At 43.5% G+C, this 255-nt stretch carries 1 protein-coding gene; it reads left to right on the forward strand.

The window, feature by feature from the left end:
• Positions 1-255, forward strand: a 255-nt coding sequence (locus tag GBN19_RS15665; protein ID WP_151778725.1) for a transposase, incomplete at both ends; no start/stop codon positions are given.

Here is a 255-nt window from a genome sequence, read left to right on the forward strand (position 1 = left end):
ACGCTTCTGCTCCTTATCCTCAAGTGAGGGCAACCTGCTTGGTGAATACCAATACGCATGAAATCATCGATGCTCAACTCGGCAGTATGGATCAGGGAGAACTGACTTTAGCCAGTCAACTTAAAGCACCTGCTCAAAGTATCACTTTATTTGATCGCGCTTATTTCTCCGCTGATTTTCTCATCAATTGGCATTCCCAAACAGAAAGCCGTCATTGGCTGATGCGAGCCAAAGATAATTTACGCTATGAAATTA

This window comes from Acinetobacter brisouii, assembly GCF_008993995.1.
GTDB lineage: Bacteria > Pseudomonadota > Gammaproteobacteria > Pseudomonadales > Moraxellaceae > Acinetobacter > Acinetobacter brisouii_A.